This window comes from Providencia sp. 2.29, assembly GCF_015832305.1.
Classification (GTDB): Bacteria; Pseudomonadota; Gammaproteobacteria; order Enterobacterales; family Enterobacteriaceae; genus Providencia; species Providencia stuartii.
The window spans coordinates 1,580,872-1,601,974 of the sequence record NZ_CP065420.1 but is presented as its reverse complement, the minus strand read 5'-3'; the positions used below and the strand labels follow the sequence as shown (position 1 = coordinate 1,601,974).

The window sequence follows — 21,103 nt, the reverse complement described above, 5'->3', positions numbered from 1 at the left end:
CCATACTACAACTCTCTTTTTTAATACATTCCATAAAAATAGCGATTATGTTAATTCCGTTTCACAGCCTGTAGCTAGTTCAGTGATGTATCAAAAATGTAATAGCCACTACTTATAGTTATACATTTAGTTATACGATAAAACATCAAAAATAATATTCCATTTTAAATCAATTAAATAAATCATAAATTCAACTTACGCCAGCGCTGAGCAAACAGTAATATTACCTAGAATGCATACTAAATACACGTGCACTATAAGAAACAAGCCACTAATAACTTATAGTGGCTAATAGGACATGATGATTACCGTTTACTACGGAAAGACTCTAGCTTCCATATCATTTTTAAATAGCATAACAAAATAATGACTGAATAACCAAACATCACCCAATTAACAATCGTCTCTTCACTCTGTTTTGTTGTTAGATAAATACCATATGCGCCAACAATATAACAATAAACGATTAAAAATCGTCGTACATATATTAACGTGCTAGTTGGCCTAAACTTTGAGGAATACTGATTTCTAATCTTAAAATAAAAAACAATTCCCAATATGGTTAAGATCAAATAAATCGTATATGGAATCACTGAATAGGCTCTCCACTTGTACTGTACTTTTGTTCATTACCTTTATCATCCGTACATTTATATTATACTGAATTTTCATTGTCATCTGTAACAACAATATAAAGCTCACAGTCTTCAACAATATCTTTAATGTTAGATATTTTTTCTGATTCAGTAACAACCATAATGACATCATTTGACTTTTTATCTAGAAAAAATGCTTTATCGATGTCATCTTTTATGATTAAAATTAATAAAAATCCGACTTAAGGCTCTTATATGAACGTGAAGTGTTGTGTGTCATTCTGGGTCGACAGATACAAAAAAGCCGCACTGGGCGACTTTCAAGATGATTGTTATTCTGCTTATATGTATGATTGGTATGCAAACATACATTAAAAACACTATTGGACAGATATGGAACTTTCAACTTTACTTCTTTTTATTCCTGCTTGTTTTGCTTTGAACCTAGCACCTGGTCCTAATAACCTGCTTTCTGTTAACAATGCAGTATACTATGGCTTTGCATACTCCTGCGCGGGGGGAATTGGTAGGTTGTTCGCATTTGTGATTATGCTTATTTTAGCTTCATTTGGTTTAGCTGTTGTCTTGCAGACATCAGAAGTCATTTTCAGCATAATCAAATTTGCTGGCGTTGCTTATCTTCTATGGCTTGCATACCAATTATGGAACTCTCCAACTGATGAGTTCAAATTTGAAGAAACCAAGAAAAATAGTTCGATAATAAAATTAGCAAGGCAAGAATTTTTGGTCGCAGCGGGAAATCCAAAGGCGATACTCATATTCACAGCCTTTCTTCCTCAATTCGTTAATCCACAACTACCAACTGAATCCCAATTTCTAGCACTTGGCTCTTTATTTTTGTTACTTGAATTCATTGCAATCATGCTCTATGCCTGGTTAGGTTTACATATGAAGAAGTTACTAAGAAAACCAAATGCTAAAAAGGTTTTTAATCGCACCTGTTCTGGTCTATTAGCTAGTGCAGGCGTTGGGCTTCTAATTTCTCAAAAAGTGGCTAAATAATACAACATTTTAAAATTCATTAAATAAAAAGTCATCAATTAATTAAAGATGACTTTTTATCTTAATACCATTCAAGCAACAAGTTACTGCATCGGATTATTTCCAGAAATTAACCTTCAGCAGATAGTTTTAAAAATAACGTTTATCAGACCGCATTATAATTTTAATTAATACCCAGAACCTTAATTCATAATCGAGCCACAATATTTATCTACTGTATAGTAAAATTATCAGGTTTGTATTGATGTTCTAAATATTTTCCAGAATATGTTATCCCTCTCAGGCTTAAGGCTACGAAAAATGTAATGTATGCTAAAGCCTTTTCCTCATTAAAAAACATCATTACTTGGTCAAATACATCCAAAAGTCAGCGAAATTTTTACATTCTGTAGACATTGTTCCCGTTTCTTCCTCTTTTTCACACCGTGAGAGTATGTCACCATTCATAAGCACATTTTGTAAAAGAATATTGACCTCATCTTCACAATTTGCTGGCTCAGGATGTTTTTTACAAATACTATTTATTCTAGATAAATAATCATCATATCTATCTGTAGCGCCTAATACAGTACTACTCAATGATAATAGCATTGATATCACTAACCATCTTTTCATATCCATCCCCTTTGGTTTAATTCAAACTCTAATTCAATAATAACTATAAGGCAATAAAAACCTATTTAAAAGAAATTATTATTATAACTCACATATAACAAATAGACCTTCAACAACTTCACTGATTATCTTTATCTTCGAAACGTGTTTGTAGACTCACTTTAAAAATAATGAATACTCATTTTCAATAGGCTATGATGGGCAAAAGTAATAATTATTTTTTAGCTATATATCCATACACATATTAAAATTAATTTCATGTAACGACTCGAATACACCCGCATTCTGCCATTATTACTAACATAGCCAGATCTATTAATCAGTATAAAATACACCATTCTTATTATCACTCACAGAGCATTTAAAACGTATTAATAGTGCGACTCTGTTGATAAACTATTACAATAAAAAATAATAAGGTGATGATATACATGCTCCCTCCTGCTAATTTTATTACTTTAACCAGCGAAATGGTTGAAGAGTGCGCAAAACTTTACTGTGAAACCTACAGCTCTGCTCCTTGGTTTGAACAATGGCCATCACATCACCCCATAATTGAGTTTATTACCCATCATTTAGGTAATAATTATTTTATGGGTTATGTTATACAGGTAGAAAAGCGCATTGTTGGTGCTTGCCTTGGTTTTAAAAAACCATGGAATCAAGGGGTTGAATACTATATTGATGAGCTATTTATTCATCCTGATTTTCAGGGTAAAGGGCTAGGCAGTGCATTTATGCAATATATCGAACAGCAATGCGTTACATGCAATCTTAACGCTATTATTCTAAATACTGAGAAAGGTTTTCCATCGGAAAGTTATTATCGCCGTAATGGTTTTACAGTGCATGAAGGCTTAATTATTCTATCCAAATGGGTGACGACTGATAACCATAAAACAAAATAGTCGCTCGACAGGCCTTATCTCTCTTTCCGCCCACCATTAAATAAACTTGATTGTGAATAATGGTGGACAAGAGGATCAGTCAATATAGAAATACTTTAATTTATTTTTATATACCATATAAAAACGCATAAAAGTGGTCATACCTAACCCGCATACTGTGCTATACCTGTATAACCTTTACCTTGATGTAGTTTATCGACTTTGCCAGTTGCTAAAGTGACCTGATAAACCCCGCCAAGTAAATCGGCAATATACATCAATTGAGCACTTTTATCGTACGTTAAGCCGATAGTTTCGTTAAAACCTCGGCAAATCACTCGATAATTAGCCAACCCATGCTCCGTCATTTCCGCACAATTTAGGCTATTACCATTTGGCTCCCCGCCCCTATCTGTCCAATACAGAATTTGCTTTTCTTCATCAATTAATAGGTCAATAGGCTCGGGAAGCTTGTCGAGTAATAATTCAATATCTTTCCTATCGGATGGATGATAATTGGCTTTTGGCTGTAATGGCACTCGAAATAAACGACCTAGCCCACCTTTTGCAGTACCTTTTTGTGTCCAATAGAGCCAATTATTTGCAACATCGAGGGCAATTCCCACACATTGGTCTAATATATCGACTTTACCTTGATTATTGCGTGGTCGTTCAACGTGAGTTTGTAAATCGGATCCATCGGTTTTGCATGAACTAATTTTCCCTCCTTCTCGGTCGCACCAATATAATCGTTGTGATTGTTGCTCAAGTTGAAGCTGTTTTGGCGTTCTGATTTGACCATTGCCTATCAGCATCTTTCTGGCTGTTCCATCAAAATTCATCACATTGATAGAACCATCATCAGCATCAAAGTCATCTCCCATATTACTCCAGTAAATCAAACGTCTTACAGGATCAACATCTATACCATCAGGCGTACCACCCAACCCTTCAACAAGGTTGTGAGTCTCCCTCGTTGTTTTATTAAACTGTGTTATTGCAGGGTTGATTATATCGAGTAGCAATAAATAAGGCTGAGAAAATTCGTTAGTTTTCATCACTGTTACCTCATCATACATTTGATTAATTTTACGTTTTAAATATAGATGGTTAATCATTGATTAGCTAACTAATAGTTTCGAATTAAATTATTTCTTAAGGTTTAGCGGGGTTACGGGTGATACGATAACTTATCTCTAGGATCAACTTATTGAGTATAAAAATAAAACGATGAATTTTGATATAAAAAAGGATAAATCTTAGGTGTAATACCTTAGACGAGTTAAGGTTATTGATTTTTTGTTTATATTAAAAGCAACCTTAAGAAAAAATTAATTATAAAAGCAGATTTATTAACAATAGCCCTCATATTTAATATCTATTTATGTTTAAAGAAATATAATCTTCAAACAATTTCAAATTGTAAAAAAATATTAAAAATAACATAAAGAATGGTTGGCGACTCATATGAAAAAAGTCGAATATTTACTCAAAAAACTACGTTCGGTAGTTATCAGCGATAAGCTCTATCTCACTAATAAGTTTAGGAAAAAAATCGGTTATACCCCTAATTTTGATACTCCCAAAAGCTTTAATGAGAAAGTCAATTATCGGATGATATATGACCGAAATCCGTTATATACACAATTAGCCGATAAACTGGCAGTCAGGGAATATGTTTCTCGAAAAATTGGGGACCAATATTTAGTACCAATTTTAGCCACCTATAATGACGTTAATGAAATCAATATTGATAAATTACCAGAACGTTTCGTATTGAAATGTAATCATGATAGTGGTAGTAGTGTTATTTGTGTCAATAAAGCACAATTTAATCTACAAAAAGCGAAAGACAGGCTTTCATTTCATTTAATGAAAAATTTGTATTACATCACGCGTGAACGGCATTATAAAAATATTAAAGCCAAAATAATTTGTGAATCATATATTGATCTGTTTGCAAACAAAAATAGAAAGCTCATTCCCGAGACCTGTCGTATCCACTGTTTTGCAGGTAAACCAATGTACGCAGAGATCGACTATAGCGATGAGTTGGGTAATGAGTTTATTAATATCTATGATACGCAATGGCAGCTGCAACCTGTGACATTTGGCTATCCGAATATGTTAGAGCCCGTTGCAGAGCCTCCGTTATTCCAAGAGATGCTAAGGTTGGCTCAGCGGCTTGTCAGCCCTTTTGACTATTGCCGTGCTGATTTTTTGATGTCAGAAGACACATTATATTTTAGCGAATTGACATTTGCACCAAATGCGGGCCGCACAGTCATTCAACCTTTATCATGGGATTTTCGACTAGGGGAAATGTGGCAACAACGCATTGTTGGGGCGACAGGTAATATTGAGGTTGGTGAAACATTAGCGGCTATCTCTTTTAATAAAAAGAAATAGCCCTATTTAATCGATAAAAGCCGTGTTAACTCAATGAACAACACGGCTTTTGGCTTAAACTTTATAGTTAATTTGCCAATACACCCGCTTTACGACGCACACTGGCAATAAGCATATAAATTGTTGTAACCGTTAATACAATAAAGAAGAAGTTAACCAAACCATTGTGTTGCTCTAAGAAGGTTCCAGCGACTAATGGACCCACAGCAGATCCCACGCTATAGCTAAACAACATAACTTGAGTTGCCGCAACAATATAAGAAGAATCTAAATTGTCACAGGCCAACGTAATCGCAATTGGGTATAGTGCAAACGAAGACATCCCCAGCAGCGCCAATGCGACTATCATCACAAGGTAATCGTTAGAGATATAAATAATCCCCATTGCAAATACCCCCAGTAACGACACCATCGCTAACAGCAACGTTTTACTCATCATAATTGACAGTTTACTGACGACTGGCTGGATCAGCATACCGCCTAGAATAATTGATGCCATCAACACACCCACTTGTTGAGTGTTAAATGGGCCATTTTTTAATGATAAAGGCATTAACCCATAAATTGTTCCCATCAAAATTCCGGATGTCATACAACCAATCATTGCAGGCTTACTGAGACGAGCAATTTTTTTCAATGATAGTTTTTGATGCGAATCACATGCTGGTTGCCCCTGACGAAATAACAGTGGTGGTAAAACGGCAAGCAGTAATAGCCCAAGCACAACCATAAATGGATAAGCGCCTTGAGTGCCAATAACACCAATAGCCAACTGCCCCAATGTGGTTCCACCATAAAGAGATGTCATATAAAAACTGAGGCGTTTCGCTCGCTCTTTAGGGCTGTCACCAATCAGGAGCCACGATTCAACAACCACGAAAATCCCAGCGACGGCAATCCCCGCAATCAAACGGTTTGGTAACCAAGCAGAAATGTTCGGTGTCCACGGCAAAATAACCACGGTTGCCGCCAACATTAATAAAAAAGCAATAAATGAGAGACGATGACCTATTTTAGCAATAATAGGTTCGATCATCATTGACCCAATTAATAAACCAATATAGTAGGCACTAGCTAACCAGCCCGCATAACTTGTATCGATATTAAAGCCCCCCATTGATAATGGGATAAGGCTCATTAGATACCCCGAAGCAATTGCAAAAATGGTCAAGCCCGCGACAGGTACAAATGTACTGTCTTGTTTGCGCATTAATGTAGAGGCCTGTTTCACGACCTACTCTCCCACTGACAAAATAAATAATGACTCGCCATCATTCAAATAACAGCATTGTTGACTGGGTTTATTCGCACTAGTCACATTGTTACTTAATGCACTTAACCATTCAGACTTGGCCAACTAACTACAGATTGAATGATTTTGAGTCTCTGCGCTGCATTCATCGGGGGGCCACGCGGCAATATTGAGTACCCAAAAGATACCCAGTCCGGCGACTAGTGCAGGTGTTTAAATAAAAATGGTAAGACTAATTTGGCGGCAATATAGAACTTTAATGGGGTAAATTAAAATGAGAAAAACTAATGCTCACTAGTAAAAATATTTATGTGAGAAAAATCACAATTTTTCTTGGGAAAGTGTTGTTGGCCGCAAAGGCAATAAAAATAAAAATACCTTTTAAAACAACGAATTAAAAGCAAGCCCTTCAATAAAAGCAATAGCACTGATTGATTGAATTTTAACCACAATCGTATTGATAAATTTTATTGGTTATCTATTAAAAAATATTTTATTACAATATTGTGCTGCGCCATTTGATCATTAAAGATACTTACTAGGATTAATTATCTTTTTTATTCATTTTTATAATTGAAAATCGTATTTATCGGCAATTAACGTCGTTTGAATTAATTTTGTTCGTTTTCCTGTTTTAATCTCCGCCATAATGTTGTGCGGCTTATTCCTAAATAACGTGCAACGGCTTGTCTATCCCCTTTAAAATAATCCATCACCTCAGAAAGTGAGGCACCGACTTGCTTAGCTTGTGTAAAATCCGCCGTCACCGTTTCACGTTCAGGCGATAAACTTACCAACATCGTTTGCGTAATCGCTTTATCTGGATATGCGCTGCAATATAACGCCACTCGTTCCATTAAGTTGCGTAATTCACGCACGTTACCCGGCCATAAATAGTGCTTAAAAAAATCACGGCAACTAAATAGTTGCTGAACTCTAAATGCGGGCAGTGATTGTTGTAAGCCAGCAAATGCCAGTTTTAGTAGCCGCTCTGCTAGCATATAGATATCCTCTCCGCGTTCATGTAATGAAGGTACTTTCATGCGTAAAACACCCAGTCGATAAAATAAATCGGCTCTAAAACGCCCTTCTTTTACCCAATTATCAAGGTCACAGTGGGTCGCACAAATGACACGGACGTTCACCTGTAATGGGCGATATCCGCCAATACGTACCACCGTCATTTCTTCCAATACCCTTAACAACCGAGTTTGCAACGCTAATGGCATTTCCCCTATTTCATCTAAAAATAAGGTGCCGCCATTTGCCATTTCAAATAAACCTGCTCGCCCTCCGCGCCGAGAGCCAGTAAATGCTCCTTCTTCATAGCCAAATAGCTCTGCTTCTAATAAATTTTCAGGGATAGCACCACAGTTGACAGCAACAAATGGCATAGGTGCCTTTCTTTTATGCTGATTAAATAATCGATATTCATGATGGATAGCTTGCGCCACCATTTCCTTCCCTGTGCCACTTTCCCCTTGAATTAACACTGTTGCCTCAGAGCGCGCGTAAAGCATAATCTCTTGGCGTACTCGTTCCATTAAAGGGGAAGCACCAATTAAGTCATTGATTGTATGTCGTACTTTGGTTGTGTTTTCTGGCTGATAACCGATTGGTGTGGTTTTTTGATCGTAAGAAATGCGACTTAATTCAATAGCATCGTAAAAAGCTTGGCGTATTGTTTCGGTTGAATAAATAAAGATCCCCGTCATTCCCAACTCTTGGGCAAGATCCATAATCAGCCCTGCACCAACAACCACATTGATCCCCATGGCTTTTAATGACTTTAATTGCGCCCTCGCATCCTCTGCGGTGATATAGCTACGTTGTTCAATGCGCAAACCAAAGTTTCTTTGAAACTCATCTAATGAAGGGATAATTTTTTGATAATTAATAATGCCAACTTTATGACTGATCTCACGTGCTTTCGCGAGCGCTTGCATCACATCGAATCCACTGACTTTAACGATGATCACCGGAACCGATACGTGACTTTTTAAGTAAGCGCCATTTGAACCAGCACTAATTATTGCATCACAATGCCCGGTTTTGAGCCGTTCACGCACCTCTTCTGCCGCCTGCTCAAACCCCATATTGAGTGGTGTTATCTCCGCTTGAGCGCTAAATTCTGGGCTGATATCACGAAATAGTGTAAATAATCGAGAGACAGAAACTGTCCAAATAATTGGTTTTTGCATAAGTTTGATCCTGAAACCCAATTACGTTTCATATAATGTTTCAATAGACATTAGCACTGTTTCATTGAAACAACACAATGGCTTTATACAAAACTCCAAGTTAGCTCACAAAAACAACACTATTCACATCTAATTGATTTTAAATAAATAAAATAATTATCCCATTATTCGGCGATTATGGCACGGCACTTGCTACGCATAATTAAAACAAACTCAGCTACACTTTATTAGCACTTTGATAACATGAGGCTTTCTATGTCATCTATTTCAGCCGGACAAGCGTTTCGTAATGCATTGGATAGTGAAACACCTCTACAGCTAGTTGGCACGATCAATGCCAATCATGCCTTACTTGCCCAGCGTGCAGGTTACAAAGCCATTTATCTTTCTGGTGGTGGCGTAGCGGCTGGCTCTTTAGGCTTACCCGATTTAGGAATTTCCACTTTAGACGATGTTTTAATTGATATTCGGCGCATCACCGATGTGTGTGATCTCCCTTTAATGGTAGATGCCGATATTGGTTTTGGCCCCTCCGCATTTAATGTCGCTAGGACAGTGAAATCTATCTATAAAGCAGGTGCAGCCGGCCTACATTTAGAAGATCAGGTCGGAGCAAAGCGTTGTGGTCACCGACCAAACAAAGAAATAGTCTCTACACAAGAGATGGTTGACCGCATTAAAGCTGCGGTCGATGCACGTGTTGATGATAATTTTGTGATCATGGCTCGGACTGATGCTCTCGCTGTTGAAGGGTTAGAGGCCGCTCTAGAAAGAGCGCATGCCTATATCGAAGCGGGGGCTGATATGCTCTTCCCTGAGGCAATAACCGAATTAAGCATGTATCAACAATTCGTCAATCATACTCAAGTACCTGTCCTTGCCAATCTGACTGAGTTTGGGAAAACCCCACTCTTTACCCTTGATGAGTTACGCAGTGTTGGCATTGCGATTGCGCTGTATCCCCTTTCTGCTTTCCGTGCAATGAATAAAGCCGCAGAGCAGGTTTATACCACTTTACGTCAAGAGGGTACGCAAAAAAGTGTTGTGCCAATCATGCAGACCCGTGACGAGTTGTACCAAAGTATTAACTATTACGATTATGAACAAAAATTAGATGCCTTATTTTCACAACAGAAATAATTAATTCAATAAAACACGTTGTGTAAACCCTACAAAGGATGATCCGATGACTGAACAACTGAACACTTCTAACACATCGCAATTTAAACCCAAAAAATCCGTTGCACTTTCAGGTATCGCGGCGGGGAATACCGCACTTTGTACTGTCGGTAAAAATGGCAATGATTTGCACTACCGAGGCTATGATATACACGATCTCGCTACTCAGTGTGAATTTGAAGAGGTCGCTTACCTCCTCATTCATGAAAAGCTCCCCACGGGCTCTGAGTTAACGGCTTATAAAGAAAAATTAAAGGCATTAAGGGGCTTACCCGCCAGTGTAAAACAAACCTTAGAATCAATCCCTGCAAATGCCCATCCCATGGATGTGATGCGTACAGGCGTTTCTGTCATGGGTTGTGTTTTACCTGAAAAAGAGGCGCACACATTAGCCGGAGCCAAAGAGATTGCTGACAGGTTACTTGCCTCTCTCGGCTCCATGCTGCTGTATTGGTATCACTTTAGCCATCATGGACGCCGAATTGAAACAGAAACCGATGATGAGTCGATTGGCGCACATTTTCTGCATCTTTTACACGGTAAGAAGCCACCAGCGCAGTGGGAACGTTTCATGCACATAGCCTCTATTCTCTACGCTGAACATGAATTTAATGCCTCCACTTTTGCTGCTCGTGTCATTGCCGGAACAGGCACCGATTTTTACTCTGCAATAACAGGAGCAATCGCAGCATTACGTGGGCCTAAGCATGGTGGAGCAAATGAGGTTTCTTTAGAGATACAACAACGCTATGCCTCTATTGAGGAAGCCGAACGCGATATTATGGCGCGTCTCGCTAAATCAGAGGTGATCATCGGCTTCGGTCATCCCGTTTATACCCTTGCAGATCCCCGTCACCCCATTATTAAATCGGTAGCACTGCAACTGTCTGAGCAAAATTTAAACCGTCAACTTTATGATATCGCACACCATTTAGAGTCGGTGATGAAGCGTGAAAAAAATATGTTCCCGAATTTAGATTGGTTCTCCGCTGTCACTTATCATTTGATGGGAATTCCGACCGCCATGTTTACCCCACTGTTTGTTATGGCACGAACCGCAGGTTGGTCTGCACACATCATCGAGCAGCGCCAAGATAATAAAATTATTCGCCCTTCTGCTAACTATATTGGCCCAGAAAACAAACTATTTACTCGCATGGAACAGCGTTAATAAGGATCATATCAATGACAACAGCTACCTTAAATCAGCAAGAATTCGATAAAGTGATCAGTGATATCGTCGATTATGTCACCGAATATCCCATCGTCTCTGACTTAGCTTATGACACCGCCTATTATTGCTTTCTAGACACGCTTGGTTGCGGTATGGAGTCGCTTGAGTATCCTGCATGTAAAAAATTGCTCGGTCCTATCGTTCCAGGTACGGTCGTGCCTAATGGCGCAAAAGTACCTGGCACGCAATTTCAACTCGACCCTGTACAGGCCGCTTTCAATATTGGCACCATGATCCGCTGGTTAGATTTTAATGATACTTGGCTTGCCGCTGAGTGGGGCCATCCCTCTGATAATTTAGGCGGTATTCTCGCGGTCGCGGATTGGTTATCGCGAGAAGCGCTCGCAAAAGGTAAACCACCTTTAACAATTCGGCATGTGCTCACCGCTATGATCAAAGCACATGAAATTCAAGGATGTATCGCCTTAGAAAATGCCTTTAATAAGGTAGGGCTTGACCATGTTATTTTAGTCAAAGTAGCCTCTACCGCCGTCGTAGCACAGATGTTAGGACTCAATCGCGAAGAGATATTAAATGCGGTATCCCTCGCTTGGATTGACGGCCACAGTTTACGTACTTATCGGCATGCACCAAATACAGGTTCGCGTAAATCATGGGCTGCGGGGGATGCAACCTCTCGAGCAGTTCGGCTAGCTCTTATGGCACAAAAAGGTGAAATGGGCTATCCCAGCGCACTAACCGCAAAAACATGGGGCTTCTATGATGCGCTGTTTAATGGGCAAGCTTTCCGTTTCCAACGCCCCTATGGCTCTTATGTTATGGAGAATGTGCTGTTTAAAATTTCGTTCCCTGCTGAATTCCATGCACAAACTGCGGTGGAAGCTGCATTACAACTGCATGAGCAATTAAAATCACTTGGTAAAAGTGCTGATGATATTGAGAGCGTATCGATACGCACCCATGAAGCTTGTGTACGGATTATTGATAAACAAGGGCCACTTAATAACCCAGCTGACCGAGACCACTGTATTCAATATATGGTTGCGATCCCACTGATTTTTGGGCGTTTAACCGCTGCTGACTATGAAGATAATATTGCTAATGACCCACGTATTGATAACTTACGTAGCAAAATAGTTTGCCGTGAAGAGCCTAGCTTCACACAGGATTACCATGATCCAGAGAAGCGCTCTATCGCCAATGGGTTAACGATTAAGCTTAAAGATGGTCAATGCCTTGATGAAGTATTAATCGAATACCCAGTTGGCCACAAACGTCGCCGTAAAGAAGGGATCCCTCTACTATTAAAGAAATACAGAACCAATCTGGCACGTCAGTTCCCTGAAACGCAACAAAGACGAATTCTTGCTGCATCACTTGATAAACCATTGCTTGAAGCGATGCCGGTCAATGCGTTTATGGACTTGTTTGTTATTTAATCATTATGATCAAATATGGGGACCCCTGTCCCCATAATCGACTCATCCCCAATTTTCTTAAATGAAATATCCCTTTAATAGCGATAGATTTTAGTTTTAATTCTATTGAATAAACCTAAAAGGATATTATGCACCGATTTCCTATGGTTACTTTAATACTCGTAGCTTCTGCAACTGCCTATGCAGATACTTGTGATAATTTTGTGGTTGATACTGGTTTTATCATATGAATTACCTTTGATTCAATATGTACACATTTAACAGTGAGTCCAATATTACTTCTCAAAATCAGCGAAGCTGACCTCCATTTTTATTTTAATCCATCAAAAGCAATTATCGGTTCATCTATTAAAAGTTAATGTTAATTTACGTTATCTTAATGCATTAGATGGAAAAAGAATTAATTATTCCCAATATACAGGAATCAGTGATGCAGCACCGATAAAAACAGTTAAAATTCATAAATAGCACAGTTAAACGAATGTAATTGATTTTATTAACAAACTCATCAAAATAAAAAATTAGAACAGATAATAGAAATAAACCTTAAAATTCAAATGATTGATTTTATGGATAATGTTTACTTAAATAAAAAACCAACTGATAAAACACCTTATAAGATATAAAAAAATAAAATTAGCCTATAAGAAAAGCAATCATAAATAGATAAAATAAACGCAACATTATGTTTATTTGAATTAATCTTTACACCTTATCAAACAAAACCACTCAATAAATAACAATCAAAATTAAATAGTTATTAAATCTAAAACAAATCTATTAATGATTGCGTTAATGTTTATAAATATCAATAGAGCTAATATTAAAATATTATAACTTCATTACATCTTAAATAACTGGTGTTATGATAAATAATCAAACAACTAAACGAAATTAGATAGTTAACACTCTTCAAAATGCCATTGGTGTTTTTCATTTAGCTAGAACCTGCATGACCAATATTAACTTTTATTGATTTAAGGAATTAGTACGATATGAAGACAAAAACTATCCGTGACGTCACCTTTGATTTATTACGTCAGCTTGAACTAACGACTTTATTTGGTAACCCAGGCTCAACAGAGGAGACTTTTTTAAAAAATTTCCCTAAAGATTTTCGTTACATTCAAACATTACACGAATCATCAGCGGTTGGTGCTGCCGACGGCTATGCTCAGGCGACTCGAAAACCAGCTATCGTCAACGTCCATACCTCCGCAGGCCTAAGTAACTCAATGAGTAATATTATGACTGCGGCACAGAATAAAACACCATTAATTATTACTGCGGGTAACCAAACTCGTGAAATGTTGTTAATGGAACCTTGGTTAACCAACGTTTCACCAACAGAACTGCCTAAACCTTGGATAAAATGGAGCTATGAACCTGTCAGAGCAGAAGATGTACCCGCTGCATTTATATGCGCGCTTATGCAATGGCATTACAACCACCTGCTGGTCCTGTTTTTTTATCCATTCCGCTAGATGATTGGGATAAACCTGCATTAGGTGATGCTGTAGTACGCACTGTTGCATCACAATTTGCGCCAGACCCTATCCGGATTTCTCAATTTGCCGATAAGCTATCAACGGCTAAAAATCCAGCACTTATATATGGTTCTGGTATTGCTCGAGGGAAAGGCTGGGATATTGGGATCCAATTAGCAGAAAAATTGAATTGCCATGTATTCAGTGCCCCCGCGTCAGAGGTGCCCTCATTCCCTGAGAACCATCCTCTTTATGCTGGCGGATTGCCTTTTGCTATTCAACCGTTATCAGAAAAATTGAAAGGCTATGATGTCGCTATTGTTATTGGCGCACCGATATTTCGCTATTATCCTTATGTGGAAGGCGAATATATTCCCGAGGGGTTAAAATTACTGCATATTACTGATGACCCTAATGAATCTGGAAGAGCTCCTGTTGGTGATAGTTTGTTATCTAGCCCGGTGTTAGCACTGGAAGCATTACTCAATCTAGTGCCAAAACGCTCAATAACACCGCCTAAAGTTCCGCAACAACATCACAGAATGTCACCTCACCCAGCAGCACCGCCATTACCACATAAAGGTCAACAGCTTTCTGCATTAGAATTATTTCAAGGGTTACGTGAGTTTACTCCCGAAAATACTGTGTTAATCGAAGAATCACCCTCTAATCTTGGTGAATTGCATACCGCATGGCCTATTGATAAGCCAGACTCTTTCTACACTTTTGCAAGCGGAAGCCTTGGCTGGAATTTACCCGCAAGTATTGGTATCGCATTAGCAGAAAGAGATAGCGGTAGAAATCGTCCTGTTCTAGCCATTATCGGTGATGGTTCTTTGCAATATTCAATTCAAGGCCTATGGACAGCTGCTCAACTTAAGCTACCTATATTGTTTGTTGTACCACGAAACTATGAATATGCGATCTTGAAATCCTTTGCTGAATTAGAAGATTCCCCAGGCGTTCCGGGCCTTGACTTGCCTGATATAGATATCACTTCTTTAGCTAAAGGTTATGGTTGTGTTGGCGTACGTGCTGAAACAATAGATGAGATAAGCCAAATATGTAAGGTGGCATTTTCACGTTCAGTTCCTACCGTGATTGAAGTTCCTATTATTCCTACGACACCTCCTTTGTTGTAATTAAATAAACTTGAGGCGCAATGCGTGTTATTGCGCCTTTTTTGCGTATAAAAGAGGTTATCTAATGTTAGATACTATTATTACAGCGTTACTGCCTATTGTGGTTACTCTTTTACTCGGATATTTTGCAGGGTATCGACATGACTTCAATAAGGATCAAGCCACTATATTAAATAAAATGGTTATGTTGTATGCCTTACCATTATTGCTATTTGCAGGAATATTAAGTACTCCATTAACAGAAGTAATCAATAACGTTGATGTTTTCTTGTGGATATTCGTGGGCATGGTGGTGGGGTTTCTTGCTGTTTTCCTTATTTCCCGCTTCATCTTCAAATCTAGCGCTCGTTTAGCCGCATTACGTTCCATTGCTATTGCCGGTCCTGCTGTACCTTTTGTTGGAACCCCTGTATTAGGCGTTCTGTTTACTACAGATGCTGATATTGCAATTGCCGTCGGTAGCTTATTAATGAATTTAATTCAGGTTCCATTAGCATTAGTCTTTTTAGTTGGTGGCGATTCTGACAACACATCAACAAATAAGAAAAGTGTATTTTCAATTGTTGCTAACAGTATAAAAAATGCGTTAATGCAACCTGTCGTATGGGCACCTATCCTAGCTTTTATTTTATTACTGATTGGATTGGATATGCCTAAGTTTTTAAAAGGTTCATTTATTTTATTAGGTCAAGCAACTGGTGGAGTGGCATTATTTGCTGTAGGCGCTGTTCTCTATGCACAAAAAGTGAGTTTTTCTCTATCTGTTATCATAAACGTTCTGAGTAAAAATATTCTATTACCTTTAATTATACTGGTAATTATGATGGCGTTACATATACCTCATGTCGAGCGAGGCTTAGTGTCTGTAACACTGGCTATCCCTACAGCATCAATAGCGGTTATTTTTGCGGTGGAATATAAAACAGGGGAGCAAGAAATGGCATCAACACTATTTTGGAGTACCATTTTATCAGTTATTACAATGGGTGGCTTTATTTGGTTTACAGGAAGTTAAGTTAATTCAACGCTAAACCGATTGAAATTAAACGACCATGGCAGAATGTCAATTTTTCCTCTTACAGACAATACTCTTAAAAGTCTTTCCATGGTCGTTATTTGCATCTGCTTTGCGGTTTCTACTCGTCATCTCTGGCACTGCAAATTTTCGAATACCGTTTTCAAGTGACTCACTACATCGGCATAAAGCTCATCCAACAGTCAAAAAGGAGCCATACGTTATTTCATTGGTAAAATACTCTCGAAAACACCGCCTTTAAAAATATAGCCTATATGTATGATCACGGATATGACGTTGTTATGGATAAAGAAAAAGCGAATTATTATTTAGCACAAGTCAAACTCACAAAAGTTGTGAATACTCTTTCTACCAATACTATCCCTGCCAGATTTATACTGATAAAAAGTAAATGCCCATTAAGATATTAACCCGTGGCTAAATAGATATAACGCTATTTACCACGGCTCTATTCATTTATTATTTCAATTTCTATAGGCTGACTCTATTCTTTCTCTAGCCCATTAATCCGTAGCCACCCTGTTGTGAACGTTCCAGTATTAGGGTTAGTGTAACTTGCGTAAGCAAAACCGGGAAACTCTTGCGCACTAAATAGCCATACTGAATCCCCTTCAATGACATAAGGCTGTCCAGGTTTTTCGCAAGCTAAGGCTGGGTCTTCATAAAAGTAGAGGCGTTTTTCTTTAACTCTATAATTCCCTTTTGATGGCTCCTCAAGCTTATAATAGATATCCTCAGGCTTGGATACGGATTCCACATTTAACCAACCTCTCGCTCTACCATAACTTACAAAGACATATTCATTTTCCTCATCATCAATCATAGAGTTAGCTAGTTGATTAAAAACCTTCACCTTATCATTAGGTATTACAAAATTAATATTACTCTTGCATTCTGGTGTTGGAGCGGAGTGGAAATATGCTTTTTTTTCGCCAACGACCACCCATGTATCTGATTTAGGTGAAAAAAATTCAGAGCCGATCTGCTCGCGCCGTTGAGAGCAAAACTGTTCTCTTTTAATGCAGTTTTGATATTGCTCCCCTAACTTTTTATCAAACGCCAATTGCTTTAATTTCCGACCATCACTATCTGTCGTCCATAACGTATTTGATCTCAGTAAATAACTTAAAGTGCCTATTGGCCTTTGTAATTGCTCTCCCGGAAGATAATCGCTACAACTGTCGATTATGCCTATTTCTAATATATTTTCGTCTTGATAACTGGCATCCATAGAGACTCTATCGGAAGACTTTTTATATTTTACGGCGGGTGGATAATTTGAACTAAGAATAAGATTTTCTAGCTCGGAATAACAATAATATGACACCTCTTCATTCAGAAATTGAAGGTAACTTTCATCATCTTGGGCATATTCATTTGCACTGACTGATATCGAATGTAGAGTTGTAGTCAGCAAAACTGCAATTTTTAATAAATGGCGCATATACATTCCTTGTTACCCTGAGTAATAACATGTTCATTAAACTGGCCAATATAACGCGTTTACTCATGACATCTTAAAACAAAATATTCAGAAATACCCTCCAATGATTGACAAATTATTAGTGTATTATTCTTTTACTTTCCCAATAAAATAAGAAATCAACACCTAAAACTTTATTTATTCGATCTAAAACGGGGACATCTGTCCCCGTTATTGATCAAGCCCATGTCTTACCAAAACAGCGCATACAGTACACACAAGATAATCATGATTGCATAAGAAGCAACGTTGAAGCCTGTTGATGTTTTAAAAGTTTCTGATGTCAGGATAATTGCACCTTGGCTATCATCTTCTTTTGATGTTGTTAAGCTGATCAGCCCAATCACTACCGCAGTAAAGAAGAAGGTATACATCATCTGGTCAAGGAATGGCATACCTAAAGGCATTAACTTCAAGAATAATGCAAACGGAATAGAAAGAAGCACACCAATAATTGCCCCTTTTGCATTCGTTTTTTTCCAGAACAACCCTAACAAGAAGACGGCTAAAATACCTGGGCTAACTAAACCTGTATATTCCTGAATATATTGGAAAGCTTGGCCAATATTCCCCAGTAATGGAGCAATAAAGCAGGCAATAATTAATGCCACGACCGCACTGACTCGACCTACATTAACTAATTTATGATCGCTGGTCGAAGGCGCAATATACTCTTTATAGATATCCATCGTGAAAATGGTTGCGACCGAGTTCAACATTGACGCTAATGATGAAACAATTGCAGCAGCCAATGCCGCAAATACAACCCCTTTCGCTCCGACAGGTAAGAATTGCGTTAACCATGGATAGGCTTTATCGGCCTGTGCGAGCGTTGGAATATGCTCTTGGGCCATTGTACCAAGTCCCGCAAGTAATTGTGGATCAGTGACAATCACATACGCTGCAATCCCTGGAACAACAACAAGGATAGGAACAATTAATTTCAAGAAGGCAGCAAAAACCAGTCCTTTTTGTGCTTCATTGATAGATTTAGCCGCTAAAGCGCGTTGGATAATATATTGGTTGAAACCCCAATAATACAAGTTAGCGATCCACAAACCACCAATCAACACCGCAATACCCGGTAAATTGCTAAACTGAGGGTTATCTTGGCTTAAAATCATTTCAAAATGCTGGGGAGCTTCACTAACCATACGGCTCATACCTGCCATGATCCCTGCATCACCACCGATGTAACTCACCGCCATGATAGCCGTCAGTAAGCCACCCAAAATAAGGAAGAAGACTTGAACAACATCGGTCCACGCCACTGCCGATAGACCACCATAAAGAGAGTAGGCAATAGCAAACAGCGCCAAACCCAATATTGCATAAGACATTGGAATGCCAAGGATAGTCTGTAGAGCCAACGCACCTAAATAAAGAACAGATGTTAAGTTAACAAAGACAAATAAAGCTAGCCAAAATACTGCTAAAATCGTTTTTAACGTACGATTAAACCGTTTTTCAACGAATTCAGGGATAGTAAAAATACCCTTATCGATAAAAATAGGCATGAAATATTTAGCAACGATAATTAGTGTTAACGCAGCCATCCACTCATAAGAGGCAATCGCTAATCCGATAGAAAACCCTGAACCTGACATACCGATAAACTGCTCGGCAGAGATGTTTGCAGCTATTAATGAAGAGCCAATTGCCCACCACGGTAATGTTTTTCCTGCTAAGAAATAGTCTTTAGTGCCTTTTTTCTCGCCTTTTTTATTACGAGAAACCCATAAACCGACTGATATGATAATAAGCACATACAGGATAAATATCCCGTAGTCTAATGTGCTCAATCCAACGCCTTCTGTATGCATGATCAAGTTCCTTCACCTTCACCAAATGATTCACCATTAGTGTAAACGTTACCATTGCATATCACTGTTAGATTAATCACAGATTTTTATAATAGATTAATTTTATCAACGAAATGTCAAATAATTGTATGTTATTTAACATATTAAAGGCGATTTCACGTACATAAAATGTCCGATTTTGGATTTTTTGAGAAAAAATGTCTCTGGTGGGTCAACGTCATCAAAAGATATGATAACGTTTACATTATTGAAGTCATGAGGTTTTCAATGGACGTACAGAGTTACGCTGTACCAGTGTAGGGGAATAGATTAAACCACCAGCCTCTATATTTTCATTACGTGCTAAAGCAAGCGCTAATTCAGTGGCACGTTCAGCCATCATTTGGATGGGATAACGAATGGTTGTTAAACGAGGGTGAATATAACGGGCAATCAGTACATCATCAAAACCAATCACGGATACCTGCTCTGGGGAATGAATGTCATTTTCATCAAGTACTGCAATTGCCCCCGCGGCCATAAAATCGTTATACCCGACAACCGCGGTGATCTCTAAGGACTTAGTCAATAGATTAGTCATCGCCTGCTCACCACCCTCACCATAAGGCTTGCCATATTCGATATAGCTTTCAGGTAATGAAATTGCATGTTTTTTCAATGCATCACGATAGCCAAGTAACCGCTGTTCAGCGTCTTCTATTTTATGATCCGATGAAATATAAGCAATTTTAGTATGGCCTTGGCGGATCAAGTGCTCAGTGGCAAGATAGGCACCCTTGTAGTTATTCAACGAAATACAGCGATCAGCAATCGCCTCAATACGTCGATTAATCAATACCATGCTAGGAACTTCTTCGGCAAATTCTATCAGCTCTTCGTCTGACAACGCTTTAGAGTGAATAACGAGGGCATCACAGCGATTATTGATCAGCAATTCGATAGATTGGCGCTCTTCCTGTGCCGTGTGATAACCATTACAAATTAAAATGTGTTTACCATTTTTGTGGGCAACCGCATCAACCGCTTTGACCATCGTACCAAAAAAAGGGTCTGAGACATCATTCACCAATACCCCAATGGTGTTAGAACTTTGATTTACCAATGCGCGAGCGGCTGCATTTGGACGATAACCGAGTTTATTCATGGCACTTTTAACCGCAGCAATCGACATTTTGCTTGCCTTCGGTGATTGATTAATCACTCGAGAAACTGTCGCCACCGACACTCCCGCTTCTCTTGCTACATCTTTGATCGTTGCCATTTTTTACCTCTAAGTTCAGTCGATGCCATTAAACAATGCATTAGTATAAAAAACAATGGGGTATATTATAGATAC

General features: G+C 38.4%; 16 protein-coding genes. 9 read left to right on the top strand and 7 right to left on the bottom strand.

All coding sequences use genetic code 11. The features are described 5' to 3' along the window. Positions 1-989 precede the first annotated feature (989 nt). Positions 990-1,619, top strand: coding sequence for a LysE family translocator (locus I3B46_RS07085; RefSeq protein WP_004921590.1), 630 nt, complete (start codon positions 990-992; stop codon positions 1,617-1,619). Positions 1,620-1,961: 342 nt separating this feature from the next. Here the strand turns inward: I3B46_RS07085 and I3B46_RS07080 are convergent, their stop codons facing one another. Further along, positions 1,962-2,234 (bottom strand): hypothetical protein, encoded by a 273-nt coding sequence (locus I3B46_RS07080; protein ID WP_223854813.1) that lies wholly within the window; start codon positions 2,232-2,234, stop codon positions 1,962-1,964. A 431-nt stretch (positions 2,235-2,665) separates the two neighbouring features. Here I3B46_RS07080 and I3B46_RS07075 point away from each other — a divergent pair, with 431 nt between their 5' ends. Continuing rightward, positions 2,666-3,142, top strand: a complete 477-nt coding sequence (locus I3B46_RS07075) for a GNAT family N-acetyltransferase (RefSeq protein ID WP_004921602.1) — start codon at positions 2,666-2,668, stop codon at positions 3,140-3,142. 143 nt (positions 3,143-3,285) lie between these two features. On the opposite strand, the gene I3B46_RS07070 is transcribed toward I3B46_RS07075, so the two are convergent. Further along, positions 3,286-4,179 carry a hypothetical protein gene (locus I3B46_RS07070; RefSeq protein ID WP_014656367.1) on the bottom strand — a complete coding sequence of 298 codons (894 nt, stop codon included), beginning with the start codon at positions 4,177-4,179 and terminating at the stop codon, positions 3,286-3,288. A gap of 409 nt (positions 4,180-4,588) precedes the next feature. Here I3B46_RS07070 and I3B46_RS07065 point away from each other — a divergent pair, with 409 nt between their 5' ends. Then, the gene (locus I3B46_RS07065; RefSeq protein ID WP_104872856.1) at positions 4,589-5,530 is read left to right on the top strand and encodes an ATP-grasp fold amidoligase family protein; all 942 of its coding nucleotides are present in this window, start codon (positions 4,589-4,591) and stop codon (positions 5,528-5,530) included. A 67-nt stretch (positions 5,531-5,597) separates the two neighbouring features. Here I3B46_RS07065 and I3B46_RS07060 read toward each other — a convergent pair whose 3' ends face one another. Both I3B46_RS07060 and prpR read right to left on the bottom strand, forming a co-directional pair. Then, entirely contained in the window at positions 5,598-6,740 is a 1,143-nt protein-coding gene (locus I3B46_RS07060) for an MFS transporter (protein WP_004921609.1), read from the bottom strand. A 653-nt stretch (positions 6,741-7,393) separates the two neighbouring features. Further along, positions 7,394-8,983, bottom strand: coding sequence for a propionate catabolism operon regulatory protein PrpR (gene prpR, locus I3B46_RS07055; protein WP_004921616.1), 1,590 nt, complete (start codon positions 8,981-8,983; stop codon positions 7,394-7,396). Between the two features lie 255 nt (positions 8,984-9,238). Here prpR and prpB point away from each other — a divergent pair, with 255 nt between their 5' ends. From prpB to I3B46_RS07030, 6 genes are all read left to right on the top strand, one after another. Beyond that, entirely contained in the window at positions 9,239-10,123 is an 885-nt protein-coding gene (gene prpB, locus I3B46_RS07050) for a methylisocitrate lyase (protein ID WP_040133335.1), read from the top strand. Between the two features lie 46 nt (positions 10,124-10,169). Beyond that, positions 10,170-11,333 (top strand): bifunctional 2-methylcitrate synthase/citrate synthase, encoded by a 1,164-nt coding sequence (gene prpC, locus I3B46_RS07045; RefSeq protein ID WP_104872857.1) that lies wholly within the window; start codon positions 10,170-10,172, stop codon positions 11,331-11,333. Positions 11,334-11,347: 14 nt separating this feature from the next. Further along, entirely contained in the window at positions 11,348-12,796 is a 1,449-nt protein-coding gene (locus I3B46_RS07040; protein WP_004921626.1) for a bifunctional 2-methylcitrate dehydratase/aconitate hydratase, read from the top strand. A 995-nt stretch (positions 12,797-13,791) separates the two neighbouring features. Beyond that, positions 13,792-14,280, top strand: coding sequence for a thiamine pyrophosphate-binding protein (locus I3B46_RS21755; RefSeq protein WP_225829653.1), 489 nt, complete (start codon positions 13,792-13,794; stop codon positions 14,278-14,280). Continuing rightward, complete coding sequence (locus tag I3B46_RS07035; protein WP_225829652.1) at positions 14,232-15,425, top strand: thiamine pyrophosphate-dependent enzyme; 1,194 nt, start codon at positions 14,232-14,234, stop codon at positions 15,423-15,425. The genes I3B46_RS21755 and I3B46_RS07035 overlap by 49 nt, the downstream gene beginning before the upstream one ends. 64 nt (positions 15,426-15,489) lie before the next feature. Then, on the top strand, positions 15,490-16,440 hold the full coding sequence (locus I3B46_RS07030) for an AEC family transporter (RefSeq protein ID WP_014656374.1): 951 nt from the start codon (positions 15,490-15,492) through the stop codon (positions 16,438-16,440). A 505-nt stretch (positions 16,441-16,945) separates the two neighbouring features. Here I3B46_RS07030 and I3B46_RS07025 read toward each other — a convergent pair. The 3 genes from I3B46_RS07025 to I3B46_RS07015 form a co-directional block, all read right to left on the bottom strand. Next, entirely contained in the window at positions 16,946-17,905 is a 960-nt protein-coding gene (locus tag I3B46_RS07025) for a hypothetical protein (protein WP_104872858.1), read from the bottom strand. 230 nt (positions 17,906-18,135) lie between these two features. Beyond that, complete coding sequence (locus tag I3B46_RS07020) at positions 18,136-19,767, bottom strand: sodium/sugar symporter (protein WP_040133336.1); 1,632 nt, start codon at positions 19,765-19,767, stop codon at positions 18,136-18,138. Positions 19,768-20,020: 253 nt separating this feature from the next. Further along, the gene (locus tag I3B46_RS07015; RefSeq protein ID WP_004921645.1) at positions 20,021-21,028 is read right to left on the bottom strand and encodes a substrate-binding domain-containing protein; all 1,008 of its coding nucleotides are present in this window, start codon (positions 21,026-21,028) and stop codon (positions 20,021-20,023) included. Between the last annotated feature and the right edge of the window lie 75 nt (positions 21,029-21,103).

Bases quoted from the DNA above. Each gene is read 5' to 3' on its own strand.
- I3B46_RS07070 (WP_014656367.1), bottom strand. From the start codon at position 4,179: ATGAAAACTAACGAATTTTCTCAGCCTTATTTATTGCTACTCGATATA.
- I3B46_RS07075 (WP_004921602.1), top strand. From the start codon at position 2,666: ATGCTCCCTCCTGCTAATTTTATTACTTTAACCAGCGAAATGGTTGAA.
- prpC (WP_104872857.1), top strand. From the start codon at position 10,170: ATGACTGAACAACTGAACACTTCTAACACATCGCAATTTAAACCCAAA.
- I3B46_RS07085 (WP_004921590.1), top strand. From the start codon at position 990: ATGGAACTTTCAACTTTACTTCTTTTTATTCCTGCTTGTTTTGCTTTG.
- I3B46_RS07060 (WP_004921609.1), bottom strand. From the start codon at position 6,740: ATGCGCAAACAAGACAGTACATTTGTACCTGTCGCGGGCTTGACCATT.
- I3B46_RS07020 (WP_040133336.1), bottom strand. From the start codon at position 19,767: ATGCATACAGAAGGCGTTGGATTGAGCACATTAGACTACGGGATATTT.
- prpR (WP_004921616.1), bottom strand. From the start codon at position 8,983: ATGCAAAAACCAATTATTTGGACAGTTTCTGTCTCTCGATTATTTACA.
- prpB (WP_040133335.1), top strand. From the start codon at position 9,239: ATGTCATCTATTTCAGCCGGACAAGCGTTTCGTAATGCATTGGATAGT.
- I3B46_RS07040 (WP_004921626.1), top strand. From the start codon at position 11,348: ATGACAACAGCTACCTTAAATCAGCAAGAATTCGATAAAGTGATCAGT.
- I3B46_RS07025 (WP_104872858.1), bottom strand. From the start codon at position 17,905: ATGCGCCATTTATTAAAAATTGCAGTTTTGCTGACTACAACTCTACAT.
- I3B46_RS21755 (WP_225829653.1), top strand. From the start codon at position 13,792: ATGAAGACAAAAACTATCCGTGACGTCACCTTTGATTTATTACGTCAG.
- I3B46_RS07080 (WP_223854813.1), bottom strand. From the start codon at position 2,234: ATGAAAAGATGGTTAGTGATATCAATGCTATTATCATTGAGTAGTACT.
- I3B46_RS07015 (WP_004921645.1), bottom strand. From the start codon at position 21,028: ATGGCAACGATCAAAGATGTAGCAAGAGAAGCGGGAGTGTCGGTGGCG.
- I3B46_RS07035 (WP_225829652.1), top strand. From the start codon at position 14,232: ATGGCATTACAACCACCTGCTGGTCCTGTTTTTTTATCCATTCCGCTA.
- I3B46_RS07030 (WP_014656374.1), top strand. From the start codon at position 15,490: ATGTTAGATACTATTATTACAGCGTTACTGCCTATTGTGGTTACTCTT.
- I3B46_RS07065 (WP_104872856.1), top strand. From the start codon at position 4,589: ATGAAAAAAGTCGAATATTTACTCAAAAAACTACGTTCGGTAGTTATC.